This window comes from Flavobacterium piscis, assembly GCF_031457575.1.
GTDB classification, from domain to species: Bacteria; Bacteroidota; Bacteroidia; order Flavobacteriales; family Flavobacteriaceae; genus Flavobacterium; species Flavobacterium piscis_A.
In genome coordinates, this window is record NZ_JAVDWQ010000001.1 from 503526 (window position 1) to 523312 (window position 19787).

A 19787-nucleotide genomic window follows, 5' to 3' on the forward strand; every position below is an offset into this window, starting at 1 on the left:
GTTAAGTTTATGGTAAGATTTGGGGCAAAAAAGGCGAAAGAAATTTCGCCTTTTTTATTTTCTAATAAAAACAAACTAAAAAAACCCGATTAATTCATATTGAACTAATCGGGTTTTATATTTTAATTGAGAATATTATTTATCTAAAGCAAATCTTCTTGCTACTTCTGTCCAGTTGATTACATTGAAAAAAGCTTCAATATAATCCGGTCTTCTGTTTTGGTAGTTTAAATAATAAGCGTGTTCCCAAACATCCATTCCTAAAATTGGAGTTCCGCCGCAACCTACTTCCGGCATTAATGGATTGTCCTGATTAGGAGTTCCGCAAACATCTAATTTTCCACCTTTGTGTACACATAACCAAGCCCATCCTGAACCGAATTGCGTTGCACCTGCTTTAGCAAATTTCCCTTTAAACTCTTCAAAAGTTCCAAAAGAAGATTCAATTGCAGATAATAAATCACCTGTTGGCAATCCGCCTCCGTCTGGAGCCATAACTGTCCAGAATAAATTGTGGTTGTAAAAACCTCCACCGTTGTTACGAACTGCAGCGTTTGATTTATCTAGATTGATTAAGATGTTTTCAATTGTTTTTCCCTCTAAATCTGTTCCTGCAATTGCAGCATTTAGATTTGTTGTATAGGCATTATGATGTTTAGAATGGTGAATTTCCATTGTACGTGCATCAATATGTGGTTCTAATGCATCATATGCATAAGGTAATTGTGGTAATTCAAAAGCCATGATATATGATTTTATGATTTATAATAATTTATTCCAAATTTAAACATTTAACTTTGGAATAGAAAATACTATTTCGTTATAATTCAATTTAATTAAGTGATAATTTGCTTTTTTACAACATAAACACCTGCAAATCTTTATTTTCCATTAAAAGTTGTCATAGTATTTTCTAATCCTGCTGTTCCGAATGATTTGATGATTTCAGCGGCAACTTCTAGTCGTTCCGGTAATTTTGCTTTTTCTTCTTCATCCCAATCGCCCAAAACATAATCTACCTGTTGTCCTTTTTTGAATTGGTCGCTGATGCCAAATCTAAAACGGGTGTATTGTTGGGTATTGAGGACAAGATTAATGTTTTTAAGTCCGTTATGACCACCATCACTGCCTTTCGGTTTTATTCGGATCGTTCCGAATGAGAGGTTTAAATCATCTGTAATTACGAGAATATTTTCCAACGGAATATTTTCTTTGTCCATCCAGTATTTAACTGCTTTTCCACTTAAATTCATGTAGGTATTTGGCTTTAAAAGAAAAAAAGTTCTTCCTTTAAATTTATACTCCGCTAAAGTACCCAGTTTTACAGTTTCGAATGATAGGCTTTCTTTTTTGGCAAAAAAATCAAGGATCTTAAAACCTATATTGTGTCTTGTATTTACGTATTCTGCACCTATATTACCCAGGCCTGCGATTAAATATTTCTTCATATAATCTGTGTTCTCTTCTTTTTGTGTTGATGAAAACAGTTTTGTTATCCATTTTATCATGATGCAAAAATAGGGTTAATTTGGTAATTAGAAAATGTGGCAATTAGATAATTGGATTTGCATGTATCATTAACAGCAAAGAGCGCAAGGGTTTCACGCAGATTTTGTAGATTAAGCAGATTTTATCCTCAATATTGTCATCCTGACGAAGGAAGGATATTCGACAATTAATAAGATTGCAATTATTGCCTGCCTTTTTTATTCTCAATTTTTTTCAGAACCTCAGCAGCTTAGTAACTTCGTTTCTCATAAAAAACTAAACCTCTCGTTAGCCCTGACAGAAGCGGCATCCTTTTGCTGGCTCTTTAGCCAGGAAAAGATACAGCGAATGGCAGGAACGTCAGGTCTTGAAAAACCTTGAAGTTTCTGCTCCTAAAAATCAGATAATTAGGAAATGCGTCAATTAGATAATTTGATCTGTATTAACCGCAAGGTGCGCAATTAACAGCACACGGATCACACGGATTTGAACGAATTAACACAGAATTTTATTTCACTTTGTTTGAACCTCTGAGCCTTAGAACCTCAGCAGCTTAGCATCGTAAAATCTTCAAAAAAAAGCACCAACCTTTCGATTGATGCTTTTTTGTATTGATTTGAAAAAAATTATTTTTTCTTTCCTTTTGCAGGAGCTTTTGCAGCTTTTGCAGCTTCCTGAGCAGCTTTCATAGCAGCACGAGAGATTCTTACCTGAGCAACAACTGTGTTTTCCGGGTGCATCACTTTGTATTCCGGAGCACCAACTTTAGTAACGTACAATTTGTTACCCATTTCAAGTGGAGTAATATCAGCTTCAACAAAATCAGGAAGATCTTTAGGTAAAGCTTTTACTTTTAATTTACGAGTGTTCAAACGTAAAACACCACCTGCTAAAACACCTTTTGATACTCCAACAATTTTCACAGGAACTTCCATAGTGATTTCCTTGTCATCAAATAATTGAAAGAAGTCAATGTGTAAAATTTTATCAGATACCGGGTGTACCTGAATGTCCTGCAAAATTGCATTGAATGATTTTCCTTTTCCAAGCTCAATCACAACTGTGTGTGCGTTTGGAGTGTAAACCAAGTTTTTGAATGCCGCAGCCTCCGCTGAGAAATGTACTGCCTGATTTCCTCCGTATAACACGCAAGGAACCGCTCCAGCATTACGTAAGGCTTTAGTTGACACTTTGCCCACGCTTTCTCTTTCTGATCCTTTAATTGTAATCGATTTCATTGTAAAAAAATATAGTTATTAATAAATATTCTTGTTTGCTGTAAGCTTTAAGCAATAGGCTTTAGGCTTTTTGTAATTGGGAAATAGCTTACGGCTTACAGCCTAAAGCATATAGCCTTTTACATTATAAATTTTCCACTGATGGAATTGTTGTGGTGCACCATGTGCATAACTTCGGCAAAAAGAGGTGCACAACTCACGACCCTGATTTTCTTTGATTCTTTCTTTAACGGAATAGAATCGGTAACAATTAACTCGCTTAATTGCGAGTTTTCTATTTTTTCGTAGGCACCACCTGATAAAATAGCGTGTGTACAAATTGCCCTAACGCTTAATGCTCCTTTTTCGATCATTAAATCGGCTGCTTTTGCTAATGTCCCACCAGTATCGATCATGTCGTCTACCAATATTACGTTACGTCCTTTTACTTCACCTATTAGTTCCATAGTATCGATAACGTTGGCTGCTTTTCTCTGTTTGTAACAGATTACTACATCTGATTCCAGAAACTTAGAGTAAGCATATGCTCTTTTTGAACCTCCCATATCCGGAGATGCAATTGTTAAATTTTCTAATTTTAAACTTTCTACGTATGGTAAAAAGATGGTTGATGCAAACAAATGATCTACCGGTTTTTCGAAAAAACCCTGAATTTGGTCTGCATGCAAATCCATTGTCATTACTCTTGTTGCTCCGGCAGCATCTAATAAATTAGCTACTAATTTTGCTCCAATCGGAACTCTTGGCTTGTCTTTTCTATCCTGTCTTGCCCAACCAAAATAAGGCATAACCGCTGTAATGTGTCTTGCTGATGCACGTTTTGCCGCATCAATCATTAGTAACAATTCCATCAAATTATCAGCAGTTGGAAAAGTGGAACACACGATAAAAACACGCAATCCTCTGATTGACTCTTCGTAAGATGGCTGAAATTCTCCATCACTATACGTTGACATCGTTACTTTACCTAACGGAATCCCGTATTGTTCGGCAATTTTTTCTGCAAGATAAACACTTTGTGAACAAGCAAAAATTTTAGCTTCTGGTTCTAGGTGCGACATTTAATTTTGTTGTTTTATTCCTCAACATTCCATACAATTCGGCTACGTTATTTATCTTAGCCAAATGATGTATACGCCTCGGATGTAGTTAGTTGTGTGTGCTTCGTTTTAACGAGGTGCAAATTTAGAAAATTTATTGGACACTGAAAGGAAATATTTAAGTATTTTTAGTAGCACATTTAATTTTATTTTTTACATTTGCACCGTGTTAAAGGAATAAGCACACTTATGACTTCATAATTACTTATTCTATTGCGTTAAAATAACTGATTTATTAGTTGTTTTTTCGTCTGCTAAGCCCGGATGGCGGAATTGGTAGACGCGCTGGTCTCAAACACCTGTGGGAAACCGTGCCGGTTCGACTCCGGCTCCGGGTACATTAACGGAAAAGCTGTCATTTTTGACAGCTTTTTTGTTTTAAGCACTTCCGAACCCTTGCTATTCCTAACCAAAGCATTGAATACTTCATTCACTTGAGTGGTTCGACATTTTCGATTTTGGTAAAATGCTACAATTAACATTTCTCAAAACTATAATTGAATAAGACTACCTTTATGATTATCTCTTATTAGTTTTTTACCATAATCCCTGTATAATTATTTATTTTTATTGTGATTGGATTCTCAATATACTCATCTTTACACCTATTTTCATGAAATTTTATTTCCAATTCAATATTGTTTTGATACTCCTTTATTAAAAGTTTTTTTGATTTTTTATCCAATTTAAAATATTCAAGTTCCCTATCCCAAAGCAAACTGTTTTCATTTCTGTTTTTTAATAATTTCAAGTTGGAGATTATTTCTAATTCTAAAAAATAATTAACTCCAAAACAATCAACATACTTTGTATATGCCTCTTTATTCATTTCCTTATTCTTAAGTTGTAAGAGAGCTTCCCAAGCTAAAAATTCCTTTGAGTTACCTAAATCTAATTTTTTAATCTTTTCTTTTTGAATTTTATTACCTGAAAAAACAGTAGAATCAAGAGTTTCTTCCAGTTTTTTTCTCACATTAATTGATAGGCTGGAGTTGTTTAAATGATTATTTAGTTGGGAAAAAAGTATTCCAATAACGAATAAACTATGGTATTTTTTGATGAAGACTTTTTCAGAATATTCTTTTTCTATAAATGAATTTCTAGTAATACAATCATCAACAATACGGAGAATATTAAAACTAAGTTCAATCTGAGTTATTAATGAAAAATAATTGACACTTAATTCTAATACAACATCTAAATCATTTTCCTTATAGAATTTAACAATCATGCATTCTAACTGAAACTTTAATTTTTTTATATTTAATAAATTATCCGGAGGAGGGCAAAAACCAAAATCAGTTATATAAAACAAACTATGACTGATAGCATATGCAATTTCTCTGTTTACAGAACATACATAAATGTTTTTGGTTAAAATGGAAGGATTACATAATCTGAACTTATTTGATATTCCCATTTTATTTTTAATGAAATTCCACTCCATTTGTCTGTGGGGCGGGACTTCAAAAGAAAACAAATTGTTTTTAAGCATTATTTTTAATGACGACTCTAATAGATGGATTTTTTCGAATTTCCTCAAAAACACATATGGCATTGCAATATGAAAAACCATATACGGGTTTTTAAAAATATCGTCTGCCGGAATTTTTTTAATTTTTTCCAAAAGAAACTTTTTAACACTATCATTGTTATCTTTTCCAAAATTACCTGATGAGCAATAACTAAAAAAAATGCTTAATTCTGCAAATTTTTTATATCGATCCTCCGTAATTCCGTTTTCAAATGAAAAGACATCCAAATTTGATTTTATTCCGTTACTAATGTTTTGTAATACATTCATAATAGTATATAATTAAAAATAGCCCAATTACTTTATTTAATAATTAGGCTATTTTGGTAAATGAATAGTGAATTAAACTTTGCCGCTTCTAATGATAACTTCAGGCGGAGCAATATCATCACTACCGGTATACACGAAATTAGGCCCGATAAAAGTCCATGAAGCCAAATCATCAACACCTAATGTACTAGTTAGCCTATCAGAAACTGATGCCAGATCTTTTAAGGTTATGTCACTACTAATTACTTTGCTTTCATGAAAAGCATCTACAACCGCTTTGAAAGATGGACGGTTTTTTTTAAATTGATTTTCCATTTTTATTTTATTTTAAATTACCTACTCTATACAGTTTTCGGTTACCCTGTTGAACTTTGTTATTTAATGCATTAAAGTAACATTACAAATCTCCAAACTATCTCAGAATCAATCTATGGGCGATAAACTAATATCACTCTGTAGATTTAACTAAAAACAATACCGTCATTTAACGGATGCAGGAATAGTGAAAAAACTGAACTTAAAATAATTTTGATTAGCTTTATTTGCTAAATAATTTCTTACTTTATAAACTAAAACTATTTCATTATGACAACAGACTCAAAACAAAAATTAATCATTACAGTGTTATTTGTTGCACTTGCATTTTCTTTATTCTTTAATTGGCTTGGATCTAAAGAATCAGGGGCCAAAGAAACATCTATCTGCAATGACTTTCACAATGAAAGACCTAGTACATTAAAGACTAATCTAATTAAGGGTATGATTAGTCAATATAGAAACAATCAATATACTGCAATAAATAAAAGCAGGGACATTCATGAGCCAGATGCGCATTCTATTTGGTTTGATCTGGATACTATAAAAAAATTTATATATCATATTGAACGAAACGTAGTGAAAAATAGTTCTGAAAAAAATAATAAGTTAGGATTAAGAATATATTATGCCGCCTATCCGGAACTTTCAGAATTTACAAAACCATATAATGAAGATATTGCATTTATGGCTACAGATCCGATAAAAAAACAATTTGCAACCAGACATACTTTGGTTATGATCCCTACAATATTTAACAAGGATTTAAATGGAGATGTAGACTTTAATCCTCTTGATGCAAGTACATTTAATGGTTTTGTTTCTACCGTAAAAAGAAGCACTCGTGATCAGAAAAATGAAATTGCTCCTTATCAATCCCAAAAGTATCAACCAATGGCATTGTCAACTGCATCATCGAGTGATGCTATGGCCAGAAATCATGGAAACTTGATTCCTCCTGCTGATCCAATGACTGAAGCATTTTAATAGTATGCATAAAAGTTTTCCAATATTAACAACTGTGTTACTCTATCTTGAACTGATGTCAGCCGGAGTGGCTTTATTATATCTTAAAAAGATAAATAAAACTCACTGGAAGTGGTTTGCGGTTTATTTATGTATTATTGCTTTAAGCGATTTTTTCATTTCAGAGGTTGTTTATATATTAGATATTGATAAGCAATACTTTTATGCGTATGTAATAATTCCGATACAATTTATTTATTTTTACTGGCTGTATGCTTTAAAGTCTTTAAAAAAGACAGAAATTTTTTTAATCTCTCTCTGCATTTATATTCTTTCATTCATTCCTATTGAATTGTACTTTCAAAAATTAAGAGTTGTATATTCCTTTAATTATACTATTGGTACATTTTTATTAATGATATTGGTTTTCTTAGAATTCAAAAAACAAATACAAAACGATGATATTTTAGAATATAAAAAAAATAAAATGTTTTATATAAACATTGGAGTAATGATCTTTTATGTAGGTACTTTACCTTTCTTTGGACTCTATAATTTGATAATAAAAGAACCATTTATTTGGAGTATATATTATCTTTACTTTCTGATTTCTAACTGTTTAATGTACTTGCTCTTTATCGCTTCTTTTATATGGGGAAAAGTGAAATTATAATTACAATCATACTCTTTAATCTATTTTTTATTTTATTCATTGCAGGAATTGTCATTTTTATTCGCGAGTATAAATTAAAAAAGAAAGAACATTCTGTCATGCTTTTACACCAAAAATCAGCACATCAAAAAGAGTTGCTTACCACTCAGGTTGAGATTCAGGAACAAACCATGCAACATATTGGCAGAGAAATTCATGATAACATTGGTCAAAAATTAACGCTGGCCAGCTTATATATGCAACAATTAGCTTTCGAAAGTAAATCACCAAAAATAAAAGACAATATTGAAAATATCAGCAGCATCATAAACCAATCATTAGAAGAGTTAAGAAAATTATCCAAATCATTAACTGATAATGTTATCGAAACCAATTCAATATATAAACTATTAAATGCTGAATATTTAAAGATCAATGAGCTTAAAATTTTTAAAATCGATTTCAATTGTCCAAATAAAAAGCTGGCTTTACCTTATCAGCTAAAAACAATTTTGGTAAGAAGTACACAAGAATTTTTTCAAAACAGCATCAAACATTCACAATGCAAATTGATAACTATTGAATTGGCAGAGTTTGAAAACAAAATAAGGCTTAATCTATCAGATGACGGAATTGGTTTTGATATTTCAAAAATGCATGCAAACGGAATTGGAATCTCGAATATGAAAAAAAGAACTGAAATGCTGGGCGGAAATTTTGATTTAAAAAGCACACCAAAAACAGGAACACAACTTTCTATAACTTTCTCTTTATAAATTATGAAAAAGACCATTGTAATAGTAGACGATCATGTTTTAATCGCACAAGCATTAAAAGGAATCATTGAAAATTTTGAAGATTTTCAGGTTTTATACGAATGCGAAAATGGGAAAGATTTACAAGATAAGTTTCAATTAAAAAAGCCAATCCCTGATATTGTTTTACTTGATATTAGCATGCCCGTTATGGATGGTTTTGAAACTGCTAAATGGCTGAAAAAATTGTATCCGGATATTCTAATCATGATATTGAGCATGCAAAATGATGATCAAAGTGTTATTAAAATGATTCAACTTGGCATCAATGGTTATTTACTCAAAAACACAAGTCCGTACGAACTGGAAAAAGCACTAAAACAAGTTGCAAAAGAAGGCTTTTATTATCAGGACTGGGCTTCCCGAATTGTTTTTGCCAGCCTGAATAATAAAAACGGAGAACAACACACTATCAAACTTACTGATAGGGAAAAAGAATTTCTAAAGTATACCATTACCGAAATGAATTATAAAGAAATAGCAGAAAAAATGTTTTGCAGTCCGCGAACTGTCGAAAGTTACCGCGATTCATTGTTTGAAAAATTAGATTTAAAAACCAGAGTGGGACTAGCAGTTTTTGCTTTAAAAAACGGGTTTGAATAAACAACAATAAATTGGCATAATCCCATTTATGATGAAATGTTGTTTTGACTTTAGAATAAAAAAAAGACTATAAATTAAATGATAGTCTTTTAATAAGCTCCCTCTTGGGCTCGAACCAATCCCGAAAGCTTTCGGGGCTCTGATTAACAGTCAGTATATTTTTCGAGTAGTTTATTTATGATTTCGGGATGTCGTAATAGATTTTCTATGTAAATTTTGCTTTTCATTTTTTTTATGTGTCTTTCAATTGCTAAAGCTTGTGTCTTTGATTGACATTCTATTTTCAGAAAAGTATCCAGTCGGATGTATTATATGTGAATTTTCGTTTTTCCTCCGAGTTTAAGTGAAAATCTAACGGATCAGAATGAAGAATATAAACACAATTCATATTTTAAATTTAAAATAAAAAGACCATCATTTTCATGATAGTCTTTTAATAAAGCTCCCTCTCTTGGGCTCGAACCAAGGACCCTCTGATTAACAGTCAGATGCTCTAACCAACTGAGCTAAGAAGGAATCACCTTAAAGGTAAATATGTTCGCTAAAAAAGTTTGCTCCCTCTCTTGGGCTCGAACCAAGGACCCTCTGATTAACAGTCAGATGCTCTAACCAACTGAGCTAAGAAGGAATGTATTGCTCTTTTTCGCGAGTGCAAATATAGTTGATTTTTTAATTTCCCAAAAATATTTTAACTCTTTTTAAAAATTATTTTTATTACTTGACAATTGCCTTATAAATATCGTTTCCGTTAGCGAACAAAAGCAATGCGATAAGTATAAAGAAACCAACCATTTGGGCGTTCTCAAGGAACTTGTCGCTTGGTTTTCTGCCACTGATTATTTCGTATAATAAAAACATCACATGACCTCCGTCAAGGGCAGGAATTGGCAATAAATTCATTACTCCAAGCATAATTGACAATAAAGCGGTGATTGACCAGAATGTTTCCCAACTCCAAGTATTCGGAAAAATATTGAAAATTGCCGCAAATCCTCCTACTTGTTTGTAGGCTTTTGTTTCCGGATTAAAAATCATTTTCAATTGTTTACCATATCCAACCAATTGATCTTTTCCTTTTTGTAATCCAACAGGAATAGACTCGAGGAAACCATATTCTTTAGTGCTTACTTTATAGTAACCTAATTTATCTAAAGATTTAATATCTAAACCTCCAACTGCAATACCAAGTTTTGCTAATTTAGAAATCTTTACAGTAAGCGGAGTTTCTTTGAAATCACGCAACACAACTGCAGGAATTGTTTTTCCTTTATTAGCCTCTAAAATAACTTTTGCCTCATCGTAATATTTTATTTTTTGACCATTCAGGCTCACAATTAAATCTTTTGGCTTTAAAGAAGTATTTACTGATTCATCTGAAACTTTACCCACAACAAAAGGCATTCTAATACTTACAAGTAATCCTTTTTCATGTTTTGATAGTTGGTCGACAAAATCATTCGGAATATTAATCGTTTGCTGCTGCCCGTTTCTTTCAATTAAAACGTGCTTTGCCATGATAACATTCATGTTCATGTCGCTGTCAAAATTTTCTACTTTTTTGCCATCAATCGAAATAATTTTATCTCCTGTTTTGAAACCTGCTTTAAGCATTGCCGGGTTTTCAATATAGACACCATCTTTCAAATCTGCATTAGCTACATAGGTATCTCCATAAACAAATGCCATTCCTATATAAATAATAAATGCCAGTATAAAGTTTACAGTAACACCACCTAACATAATAATTAAACGCTGCCAGGCCGGTTTAGAACGAAATTCCCAAGGTTGCGGTGGCAAGGCCATTTGTTCCTTGTCCATGCTTTCATCAATCATTCCCGAAATTTTCACATAACCTCCCAAAGGCAGCCATCCAATGCCATATTCTGTTTCACCGATTTTCTTTTTAAGTAAAGAATATTTCACATCAAAAAACAAGTAAAATTTTTCGACTCTGGTTTTAAATAATTTTGCAGGAATAAAATGCCCTAATTCGTGAAGAATGATCAGTAATGATAAACTCAATAGAAATTGAGAAAGCTTGATAACTATATCCATTTTGTATTTTTAGTTCGTAATTTTAACGCACAAAAGTAACGTTTCTATTTTAATTTGACAGCGCAATATAATACATAAGGTTTTAAATGTTTGTTAATTAATAAAATTTAGATTTCTACTTTAACAAGATACTTTAACTTTACTTTTTTAAGGTCTGTCACTCCATTGGTAGTCCAAAATTATTAAACGTTACAAATATGGCTTCACTATTATTTTCTCCCCTTACTATAAAAAAAATTACTTTAAAAAACAGGATTGTTATTTCGCCTATGTGCCAATATTCTGCCAATGATGGATTTGCAAACGACTGGCATCTGGTACATTTAGGAAGTCGTGCCAACGGTGGAGCCGGATTGATTATTCAGGAAGCCACAGCGGTTTCTCCTGAAGGCCGAATTTCTCCGGCAGATTTAGGAATCTGGAAAGACGAACACATTGAGAAACTTAAAACAATCAATGAATTTATCGTTTCTCAAAATGCCGTTCCCGGAATTCAGTTGGCTCACGCCGGACGAAAAGCAAGTGTTTCGGAACCCTGGCTAGGCAATAAAAAATTAGACGAATCAAATATTGGATGGACAACTGTTGCACCCAGCGCCATACCATATCATGAAAACGAACCTTATCTTCCTGTAGCTTTAGATGAAATTGGAATTCAAAAAGTAATTTCCGATTTTAAAACTGCAACTAAAAGAGCGGTTGAGGCCGATTATCAGGTGATGGAAATTCATGCCGCACACGGCTATTTACTACATCAGTTTTTATCTCCTTTAACAAATAAAAGAACTGATGAATATGGAGGAAGTTTCGAAAATCGAATTCGGCTTACGTTAGAAATTACAGAAGCTGTACAATCAAAATGGCCTTCAGAGTTGCCTTTGTTTGTTCGAATTTCTGCAACAGACTGGGCAGATGGAGGATGGAATCCTGAAGAATCCATACAACTTTCTACTATCTTAAAAGAAAAAGGAGTAGATTTAATTGATGTTTCATCCGGCGGATTGGTTTCGCACCAACAAATTCCGGTCAGACCAGGTTATCAGATTCCTTTTGCTGAGAAAATAAAAAAAGAAACTCACATTTTAACTGGCGCAGTGGGTTTAATTACAGAAGGGAAACAAGCAGAAGATATTTTAGGCAACGGTCAGGCCGATTTAATTTTCTTTGCCAGGGAATCACTAAGAAATCCTAACTTGCCTTTGGATTTCGCCAGAGAATTAAACGACGATATTCAATGGCCTAAACAATATGAAAGAGCAAAAACACGATAAATCTATTAGCATGAATCTGCTTAATATGCAGGCTAAAAAAATTTCACGCAGATTTTGCAGATTCGGCAGATTTAAAATATAAGTCCTTAATCAACTATTTAATTAAGATGTAGAAGAATTAAAAGGATTATTTTTCGCCACGAATTTCACGAATTATCACAAATCAATACTTTTAAAAACTTTTAAAATTCCAAGAAATTAGTGATAGTAGTAGTGGCAACTTTTTTCTAAATCGGTTGAATAATCAAAATCTGTGGTAAAAAACCTAAATACAATATAAAATGCAAAAAATCAAAACAGCACTATTATCATACGGAATGTCAGGTAAAGTTTTTCATGCTCCTTTTTTAGATCTTCATCCGGGATTTAAATTATTAGGCTCCTGGGAGAGAAGCAAAAAGTTAATTCAGGAGGATTATCCAGCCGTAAAAACTTACCCTTCTATCGATGAATTGTTATCTGATGATGTTGATTTGGTAATTGTTAATACACCAGTTGATACACATTACGAATATGCAAAAAAAGTATTACTGGCAGGAAAACATGCCGTAGTCGAAAAAGCATTTACCTCCACAGTCGCTCAGGCTGAAGAATTGTCGAAAATCGCCAAAGAAAAAGAAGTAAAATTAGTTGTTTTTCAAAACAGACGCTGGGACAGTGATTTTAAAACGATCCAGAAAGTAATTAATGAAGGTGTTTTGGGAGATTTGGTTGAAGCAGAATTCCATTTTGACAGATACAATCCGTTGTTAAGCCCAAAATCACATAAAGAAACAATAAATGAAGGATCTGGAATCCTTAAAGATTTAGGCCCGCATTTAATTGATCAGGCGGTTTGCCTGTTTGGTTCTCCAAAAGGCGTTTTTGCAGATATCCGCATCACCCGGGAAAATTCCCTGGTAGATGACTGGATCGATTTAATATTGCTTTATGAAGATTTCAGAGTACGATTAAAAGCCAGTTTTTTTGTCAGGGAAGCTCATGCCGCTTATACCCTTCACGGCAAAAAAGGTTCATTCCTAAAACCCCGTGGCGATGTACAGGAAGATGAATTGAAGATTGGAAAAAAACCAAACCGGGAAACCTGGGGCACAGAATCAGAAGAATTACAGGGACTTTTACATGCGGAAATCGATGGAAAACCTGTTCGCGAAAAAATCAAAACCCTTCAGGGAAATTATCTCGGTTTTTTTGATGACGTTTACGATTCCATCATCAATAACAAAATTGAGCCTGTTACGGCACAAGACGGGATAAAAGTAATGCAGATTATCGAAGCGGCAATTGCCAGTAGCATTCACAAAAAAATAATTAATTTATAAACAATAACGTTGTATCTGATGTTAGAACATAGTACTAATTAGCCGCTAAAGAGGCTTTTTAGTACTTTTGTTCACTGAACTTTAAATTTACATCTTGTGATAAGTTTCAATCCATTATCGCTGTTCCAGACAAAAGGAAAAATCAAAAAAAAATACAGAGAGGCGAAAGCTTCCTATTTAAACCGAATTCGTTTTGCTGTTGGAATGTTTTATTTTGGAATGGGGTTAAGTTTTGCCTCCTGGGCCAGCAGAATCCCGGATATTAAAACCGCATTACATTTATCAGAAGGGCAATTGGGTTCTATTCTTTTTGCTTTACCAGTGGGACAATTGATTATTATGCCTTTTTCAGGTAAAATGGTAACCCGGTTTGGAAGCCATCGTATTTTAATTTTCTCCTTAATAATGTATGTTTTGAGTTTGACCAATTTAGGTTTGGCAACTACTGCTTTACAACTTTCCCTGGGGCTTTTTGTTTTTGGTATTTTTGGAAACTTGGCCAATATTGCTGTTAATACTCAGGGTGTTTATACCGAAACACTTTTTAAAAGAAATATCATGTCCTCTTTTCACGGCATGTGGAGTTTCGCAGGTTTCACAGGTGCTTTGGCGGGATTAGGTATGCTGTCATTAAAATTAGTTCCCTATCATCATTTCCTTATTATAACTACTGTTGTCTTTATAATGATCGGGTTTAATTTCAGGTTTTTGATTAAAGCCAAAGAAAAAATAAAAGTACAAAAAGAGGGCAAAAAACTATTTAACAAACCCGACAGTGCTTTAATCTGGCTTGGAATAATAGGTTTTTGCAGCATGGCAAGCGAGGGCGTGATGTTTGACTGGAGCGGTATTTATTTTAAGGACATAGTAAAAGCTCCGGGAGCTTTGGTTATTTTGGGATATACTTCATTCATGATTATGATGGCTGGCGGACGATTCATAGGCGATGTGATGAATAATAAATTTGGAAGAAAGCGTGTTATGCAAATTAGCGGTTGCATGATTTCTCTTGGTCTTTTTACATCCGTAATTTTTCCTTATATCATACCTTGCACAATAGCTTTTATGGTCGTTGGATTAGGAGTATCGACCATTGTACCTACCGTTTATAGTGTTGCAGGAAAAAATCTAACAGTTTCTGCAGGCGAGGCTTTAACCATTGTTTCCAGTATCAGTTTCCTTGGCTTTTTAATGGGACCTCCTATAATTGGTCACATTGCCGAAACCTTTGGACTTCAATTTTCATTCGCTTTTATTGGGATATTTGGCGTGTTGATAGCCTTTATGGTTTCTAAAATCAATGCATCTGTATAATTTTTAAATTATTTTCCGTTTGCAATTTCTCTATAACAATCTGTTTTAAAGTACAGTAACCATTATTTTATTACTGCCTTCAATAAAGATGAACCAGACTAATGAGTGCAATAAATTTTTAACAGGAAAAAACAAGTTAATTGTTATTTTTACACTATATTTGTAATACAATTCATACTTAGAAATATCTATTGTTATTGTGTTTGAAAATTTTACAATACCTCTTTTTTTTACTTTTCAAACATTTTTTCCAAACCCGATTTGATTTTCTGATTGAACTTTTGAATTCATGAGTTCGTCAGGAACATATTAATTAATTCCTTTTCTTTTTGAGAAGAGGGTTCCTTTTTTTAACAAATGTGATCTCGTTCATGCGAAAAAAACACCTGAATTTTATAATTTTTTTAATTTCATTAATTGTTTCTGCCCAACAGGAAACTGTTTTTACAGGAACGGTAATCGATGCCAAAACACAGAATCCTTTAAAAAATATTGTAGTCAATATTCAAAACTCAAACATCACACAACTCACAAAAACGGATGGAAATTTTGAACTGTATTCGACAATTAATGGTGAACAATTACTTTTGGTACATGGTCAGGGGTATAAAGATTTGCTATTAAAAATAAATTCTAATTACGGGCAAAAGGTAAATCTTGGAATACTGCAGCTTGATGAAGACTTTTCAGATGAAGGTTCAGCCGCATTAATAACACTTTTGGAAAGTGATTTTTCTGATGATAATAGTTCATCCGAAATTACGTCTGGTCTTTTACAATCTTCAAGAGATGCTTTTTTACAGGCAGCAGCTTTTAATTGGGGTCAGGCACGGTTCAGGGTTCGCGGACTCGATAGCGAAAATGCTACTATGATGCTGAATGGCATCAATATGAACAAAATTTATGATGGCAGGCCACAATGGAATAATTGGGGAGGTTTGAATGAAGTGCTCAGAAATCAGGAATTTACGATTGGTTCTGCTGCTTCAGATTACACTTTTGGAGGTATTTTAGGGACACAGCAAATTCACACCAGAGCATCAATTTACCGAAAAGGGACAAGAATTTCTTTCTCAGGAAGCAATACCAATTACAATTGGCGGTCCATAGCAACGTATGCTTCCGGGATAAACACTTCAGGATGGGCATTTACCGTTTCGGCTGGAAAACGTTGGGCAAACGAAGGTTATTTTGACGGAACCCCTTTTCAGGCAGAATCCTTTTTTATAAGTGTTGAGAAGAAATTAAATCATAAACATGCTCTTAATTTCACAGGCTTTTATACTCCAAATTCCCGCGGAAAAAATTCTCCCAATACAGCAGAAGTTACCAAATTAACCAGCGAAAAATATAATTCGTACTGGGGTTTTCAAAATGGGGAAAAACGAAATGCAAGGGTAAAAAAAGTAGCCGAACCATTATTCATGCTTAGTCATTACTTTAAAATAAATGAACGGACAAATCTCAATTCAGGTGTTCTTTTTCAATTTGGAAAAGTAGGCAACAGCAATATCGATTATCAAAAAGCAGACAGTCCAGATCCAACTTATTATCGAAAATTACCAAGCTACTACACCTCGATGTATGCACCAGATGATGGAGAATTTTCGGGTGAAGCAACTCCGGATTATGAAAATGCCTCAAAAAACAAACTTTTATTTTTGGAAAATCCTCAAATTAATTGGGAACAAATGTATCGTACCAATCAAAAGCCAAGACTGAATGCTGACGGAGAAATTTCAGGTTATGAACCAGCTCAAAGTCGTTATATTTTATACGAAGACAGAACCGATGACAAAACATACTCCGTAAATTCTAACATAAATTCACAGCTTTCAGAAAATATCGTGTTCAATGGGGGTTTTACTTTTAAAAATTTAAAATCGCACAATTTTCAATACCTATTAGATTTGCTTGGCGGTGATTACTTTGAAGATATAGATGCTTTCTACAAAGGCGATCCATCACAATCAGATTTGCGGAATCCAAACCGTCAGGTTAAAAAAGGAGATTCTTACGGATATAATTATAACTTTTTAGCCCGTACTAATGATGCCTTTACACAGTTTAAATTTTCTTACAGAAAAATCGATTTCTATCTGGGGCAATCATTTTCAACTTCAAACTATCAAAGGGAGGGTTTATATCAAAATGGAATATATTCGACAAATTCATTTGGCAAAAGCCAAAAAGTAAATTTTGAAAACTTTGGATTTAAAGGCGGTATAACCTATAAGATTTCAGGAAAACAATGGTTGTTTCTAAACGGAATGTATCTGACAAAAGCACCCTCATTACGAAATATTTTTTCTAATTCCCGATTGAATAATACAATTGTTGACGGAATTGAAAATGAAAACACCAATAGTATGGAAGCAAATTATGTCTTCCATTCCCCTAAACTTAAAATGCGGCTTACGGGCTATTGTACTTTGATTAAAAATACTCCCAAAACTTCCTTTTTTTATGCAGAAGGAATATTTGATAATGGAGCTGGTTACGATAACACCGATGCTTTTGTTAGCCAGACACTGACCCATCTGGACAAGAAAAATATTGGTGCCGAGTTAAGTCTGGAATATCAAATCTCCTCCACTCTTAAAGGTAATTTATCCGGTGCTTATGGAAATTATACGTACTCCAGCAACCCCAACGTTTCCATTACAAACGACGCCAATGTCGCATCCGGCAATACACAAGCAACGTTCGATTTTGGAACCTCCCTACTTAAAAACTATAAACAGCCCGGAATGCCGCAACAAGCTTTTTCATTGGGACTGGAATACAGAGACCCTAAATTTTGGTGGTTATCTGCCAACATTAATTATATCTCGGAAAATTATATTGATGTTTCCCCTATTTCTAGAACTGCAAGATTTTTTATCAATCCTGCAAGTGGTTTTAATTTTCCGGAAGCAACAGAAGAACGGGCTGCGGAATTATTAAAACAAGAGAAACTGGATCCAGTTTCTCTATTAAATATTACCGGCGGGAAATCCTGGCGTATTTACAGAAAAACGGTTGGTGTTTTTGCGAGCATGAACAATATACTCAATACAACTTATAAAACCGGAGGATATGAACAAACCCGGAATGCAAATTTTCGAAAACTCAATCAGGATGTTTCGAGTGGAACACCCTCTTTTGCCCCAAAATATTTTTATGCTTACGGAAGAACTTATTTTGTCAATCTTACCCTCAATTTATGAAACCTGAAAACGTATCTTTTATGAAAAATAAATCTAAAAACCTCCTCACTTTATTGTTTATCCTCCTTTTTTGCAATTGCAATGAAGATGTTACTATTCCAAAATTAGAATGCACACAACCTGATTTAACTGTAAACAGAGCTGTTGAAGATGTTCTAAAAACTGCCACTATAACAGCAACAAAATATGTGTATGATGATATTATCGAAGTTTACGTAGTTTCAAGTGACAAAAACGGAAATTTTTTTAAGACCCTTTACCTTCAGACTTTGGCGACAGAAAACAAACCTGCCGTTGGATTCAGCGTTTCTGTAGATGCAACAAATACCTATGTCGATTATCGTCCTGGAAATAAAGTTTATATTAAATTAAAAGATCAATTTACCGATTTATTTTATGGCGGAATGCGAATTGGAAGCCTGTACGAAATTAATTCGGGGGCTGCATCAGTAGGGAGAATTTCTCAAAATGATTACAAAAAAGTATTAAATGCTTCGTGTACAATGGTAGATGAAAATAAGCTGGCGGAACAAATTTCTATTGAAAATGCATTGAATGAAAGTAAACTAAACACACTGATAGAATTGTCTGATGTTCAATTTTCAGAAGCTGCTATTGGCCGCCATTATTTTGAAGAAGCTAACAATGTTGGAGGCTCAACAAACTGGAGTTTAAGGGATAAATCCGGAAACCAAATCATTTTCAGAACAAGCAGTTTTGCTGATTTTTCAACACATTTAGTTCCTGAGGGAAGCGGAAATGTCCGTGGAATTTTAACCAAATATGGTTCTGATTATCAGTTAATGGTTCGTTCAGAAAAAGATGTTGTAATGAATGGAAAAAGAAATATTCCATTTTTTACCGAAGATTTTCAATCTGTTAAAAACAATGTCAATTTTGCATTACCAGGCTGGAGTAATATCGTAGAAAAGGCATCAAAATTATGGAAAAGTATGGTTTCTGCCGGAAACGGTTATGCAGAGTTTAACACCACAAGTACGACGGCTGCTCAAAATATTGCCTGGCTGATTTCGCCGAAAATTAATGTAACCAACTATCAAAATACTGTGCTGTCTTTTAGAAGTGCACAACATGATTTAAAAGTTGATTCGCCTTTGAATACGTTAGAAATTTATGCGTCAACCGATTTCGATGGATCAAATGTAGCCAAAGCAACATGGATAAAATTAGAGGCTAAAGTACCTTCGCTTTCTACTCCTACCCGTGAATTTATTAGTTCGGGAGGGATCGATTTATCTGCTTATTCAGGAAATATTAATATTGGATTTAGATACGTAGGATCAGGAAAAGATAAGACACTTAATGGAGCATTTATGGTTGATGATGTGAAAGTCTTTGGCGAAAACTAAACCAAATCGATGGACTTTCACTCCATCAATTTGGTTGGCAGACTGAAAGTGTACAAGATTGCAACACTATTTATTAGCCATAAATTACACGAATTAGCACTAATTAAATTTGTTAAAATTCGTGTAATTTGTGGCTAATATTTTTTAGAAGCTAAAGCTAAATACACTAAAGTACATCACTGTAAACTATATCTGAGACCAATGAATTTTAAGATCAATATAACCTGTTGATTTACAGACTAAAAATTCATTCTAAATCTAATTA

The 19787-nt window shown here is 33.5% G+C and carries 16 protein-coding genes and 3 tRNA genes; 10 read left to right on the top strand and 9 right to left on the bottom strand.

Going from position 1 to position 19787, the window contains the following annotated elements:
* Positions 1-135: 135 nt before the first annotated feature.
* The 4 genes from J2W48_RS02130 to J2W48_RS02145 all read right to left on the bottom strand — a co-directional run bounded on the left by J2W48_RS02130 (position 136) and on the right by J2W48_RS02145 (position 3787).
* Positions 136-744 carry a superoxide dismutase gene (locus tag J2W48_RS02130; protein ID WP_310277347.1) on the bottom strand — a complete coding sequence of 203 codons (609 nt, stop codon included), beginning with the start codon at positions 742-744 and terminating at the stop codon, positions 136-138.
* A 137-nt stretch (positions 745-881) separates the two neighbouring features.
* The gene (gene pth / locus J2W48_RS02135) at positions 882-1508 is read right to left on the bottom strand and encodes an aminoacyl-tRNA hydrolase (RefSeq protein ID WP_310277350.1); all 627 of its coding nucleotides are present in this window, start codon (positions 1506-1508) and stop codon (positions 882-884) included.
* A gap of 606 nt (positions 1509-2114) precedes the next feature.
* Positions 2115-2726 carry a 50S ribosomal protein L25/general stress protein Ctc gene (locus J2W48_RS02140; RefSeq protein WP_310277353.1) on the bottom strand — a complete coding sequence of 204 codons (612 nt, stop codon included), beginning with the start codon at positions 2724-2726 and terminating at the stop codon, positions 2115-2117.
* Between the two features lie 119 nt (positions 2727-2845).
* A complete protein-coding gene (locus tag J2W48_RS02145) occupies positions 2846-3787 on the bottom strand; it encodes a ribose-phosphate pyrophosphokinase (RefSeq protein ID WP_310277356.1) in 942 nt (313 codons plus the stop codon).
* Between the two features lie 297 nt (positions 3788-4084).
* Between J2W48_RS02145 and J2W48_RS02150 the strand changes: the two genes are divergently transcribed.
* Positions 4085-4164: transfer RNA gene (locus J2W48_RS02150), tRNA-Leu, on the top strand.
* A gap of 191 nt (positions 4165-4355) precedes the next feature.
* On the opposite strand, the gene J2W48_RS02155 is transcribed toward J2W48_RS02150, so the two are convergent.
* Together J2W48_RS02155 and J2W48_RS02160 are read right to left on the bottom strand one after the other, a co-directional pair.
* Positions 4356-5630 carry a DUF6895 family protein gene (locus J2W48_RS02155; protein ID WP_409025157.1) on the bottom strand — a complete coding sequence of 425 codons (1275 nt, stop codon included), beginning with the start codon at positions 5628-5630 and terminating at the stop codon, positions 4356-4358.
* Positions 5631-5702: 72 nt separating this feature from the next.
* The gene (locus J2W48_RS02160; protein WP_310277362.1) at positions 5703-5945 is read right to left on the bottom strand and encodes a hypothetical protein; all 243 of its coding nucleotides are present in this window, start codon (positions 5943-5945) and stop codon (positions 5703-5705) included.
* Positions 5946-6215: 270 nt separating this feature from the next.
* Between J2W48_RS02160 and J2W48_RS02165 the strand changes: the two genes are divergently transcribed.
* From J2W48_RS02165 to J2W48_RS02180, 4 genes are read left to right on the top strand one after another with little or no spacing between them, the layout of a single operon-like run.
* A complete protein-coding gene (locus tag J2W48_RS02165) occupies positions 6216-6932 on the top strand; it encodes a hypothetical protein (RefSeq protein ID WP_310277364.1) in 717 nt (238 codons plus the stop codon).
* Between the two features lie 4 nt (positions 6933-6936).
* A complete protein-coding gene (locus J2W48_RS02170; RefSeq protein ID WP_310277366.1) occupies positions 6937-7584 on the top strand; it encodes a hypothetical protein in 648 nt (215 codons plus the stop codon).
* Positions 7563-8339 (top strand): sensor histidine kinase, encoded by a 777-nt coding sequence (locus J2W48_RS02175; RefSeq protein WP_310277369.1) that lies wholly within the window; start codon positions 7563-7565, stop codon positions 8337-8339. The genes J2W48_RS02170 and J2W48_RS02175 overlap by 22 nt, the downstream gene beginning before the upstream one ends.
* A gap of 3 nt (positions 8340-8342) precedes the next feature.
* Entirely contained in the window at positions 8343-8981 is a 639-nt protein-coding gene (locus J2W48_RS02180) for a response regulator transcription factor (RefSeq protein ID WP_310277371.1), read from the top strand.
* A gap of 442 nt (positions 8982-9423) precedes the next feature.
* Here the strand turns inward: J2W48_RS02180 and J2W48_RS02185 are convergent.
* The 3 genes from J2W48_RS02185 to rseP all read right to left on the bottom strand — a co-directional run bounded on the left by J2W48_RS02185 (position 9424) and on the right by rseP (position 11036).
* Positions 9424-9497 (bottom strand) — tRNA-Asn (locus tag J2W48_RS02185).
* A 38-nt stretch (positions 9498-9535) separates the two neighbouring features.
* A tRNA-Asn gene (locus tag J2W48_RS02190) sits at positions 9536-9609 on the bottom strand.
* Between the two features lie 86 nt (positions 9610-9695).
* Positions 9696-11036: an RIP metalloprotease RseP gene (gene rseP, locus J2W48_RS02195; RefSeq protein WP_310277374.1), complete on the bottom strand. Its 1341-nt coding sequence runs from the start codon at positions 11034-11036 to the stop codon at positions 9696-9698.
* Between the two features lie 197 nt (positions 11037-11233).
* Between rseP and J2W48_RS02200 the strand changes: the two genes are divergently transcribed.
* The 5 genes from J2W48_RS02200 (at position 11234) to J2W48_RS02220 (ending at position 19522) form a co-directional block, all read left to right on the top strand.
* On the top strand, positions 11234-12307 hold the full coding sequence (locus J2W48_RS02200) for an NADH:flavin oxidoreductase/NADH oxidase (protein WP_310277378.1): 1074 nt from the start codon (positions 11234-11236) through the stop codon (positions 12305-12307).
* A gap of 281 nt (positions 12308-12588) precedes the next feature.
* Entirely contained in the window at positions 12589-13629 is a 1041-nt protein-coding gene (locus tag J2W48_RS02205; protein WP_310277381.1) for a Gfo/Idh/MocA family oxidoreductase, read from the top strand.
* A 96-nt stretch (positions 13630-13725) separates the two neighbouring features.
* Positions 13726-14943 (top strand): MFS transporter, encoded by a 1218-nt coding sequence (locus tag J2W48_RS02210; protein ID WP_310277384.1) that lies wholly within the window; start codon positions 13726-13728, stop codon positions 14941-14943.
* Positions 14944-15314: 371 nt separating this feature from the next.
* A complete protein-coding gene (locus tag J2W48_RS02215) occupies positions 15315-18152 on the top strand; it encodes a carboxypeptidase-like regulatory domain-containing protein (RefSeq protein ID WP_310277386.1) in 2838 nt (945 codons plus the stop codon).
* 20 nt (positions 18153-18172) lie between these two features.
* The gene (locus tag J2W48_RS02220; protein WP_310277389.1) at positions 18173-19522 is read left to right on the top strand and encodes a DUF5689 domain-containing protein; all 1350 of its coding nucleotides are present in this window, start codon (positions 18173-18175) and stop codon (positions 19520-19522) included.
* Positions 19523-19787 lie beyond the last annotated feature (265 nt).